A 1268-nucleotide genomic window follows, 5' to 3' on the forward strand; every position below is an offset into this window, starting at 1 on the left:
ATTTGACAGCCGGACATGGCTTATCCGACTGTCCATTTTCAATATACAACTTGCCCGGCGATAGCTTTACAGATTTTATCTTGAAATGCGGCGCGTTCTCTGCTATAGTTAATTGATTATTGAAGCCCCCTTTGACGGAGCTTCGGCAGAGGTGGAAACGTGTATTTAAAAGCGCTGGAAATTCAAGGCTTTAAGTCCTTCCCGGACAAGACCGTCCTGAACTTCGGGGAGGATATCACCGCCATTGTGGGCCCAAACGGCTCAGGAAAATCCAATATCTCCGACGCCATCCGCTGGGTCATGGGCGAGCAGAGCGCCAAGGGCCTCCGGGGCGCGAAGATGGAGGACGTCATTTTCGGCGGCACGGAGCAGCGAAAGCAGGTGGGCTTCGCCCAGGTGACGCTGGTGCTGGACAACACGGAGCGCATCTTCCCCTCCATGGAGGAGGCGGAGGTGGCCGTCACCCGCCGGTATTACCGCAGCGGGGAGAGCGAATACTACATCAACCGCCAATCCGTCCGGCTCAAGGACGTGACGGAGCTGTTTCTGGACACCGGCCTTGGGCGGGAGGGCTATTCCATCATCGGCCAGGGCAAAATCGACGAAATCCTCTCCACCCGAAGCAGCGAGCGCCGGGAGATTTTCGAGGAGGCCGCCGGTATCTCCCGCTTCCGCCACCGGAAGGAGGAGGCGGAGCGGAAGCTGGAGCGGACGGAGGAAAATCTGGTCNGCATCAACGACAAGATTTCCGAGCTGGAGCTCCAGGTGGAGCCCCTGCGGGACCAGGCGGAGAAAGCGAAAAAATACCTCGTCCTGCGGGACGAGCTGCGGGTTCTGGAAATCTCCGTGTGGCTGGAAAACCTGGACGCGCTGAAAATCAGCGCCCGGAAGCTGGAAATGGACTTCCACGCCGCCGAGAAGGAGCGGGACGAGGCCCGGGCCGCCCTGGATGCCCTCTATGCCGAGGGGGAGCGCTTTGGCGAGGAAATGCGCCAAAAGGACATGGAGGCGGAGCAGGTCCGGGCGGAGGCCGGGGAGCTGGACGCCCAGGCGAAGGACCAGTCCGCCGCCGTGGCGGTGCTGGAAACCGGCATCGCCCACAACCAGGAGAACATTGACCGGGCCCAGGCGGAGCTGGTGGAGTCCGACAGCCGGGCCGGGGGTCTGGCGGCCCAGTCCGCCCAGGAGAAGGACCGGGCGGAGGGCCTGTCCCGGCGGCTGGAGGAGCTGAACATGGGCCTGGAGGCCCTTTTGGAAAAGGCCCGGGC

Annotated in this window: 1 protein-coding gene; it reads left to right on the plus strand. The window is 62.0% G+C overall.

The genetic code is table 11. From position 1 onward, the window contains the following. Positions 1 to 159: 159 nt before the first annotated feature. On the plus strand, positions 160 to 1268 hold a 1109-nt coding region (locus tag JX325_RS17065; RefSeq protein ID WP_204792208.1), incomplete at its 3' end, for a chromosome segregation SMC family protein.

This window comes from Oscillibacter sp. CU971 (genome assembly GCF_905219725.1).
Classification (GTDB): domain Bacteria; phylum Bacillota; class Clostridia; order Oscillospirales; family Oscillospiraceae; genus Oscillibacter.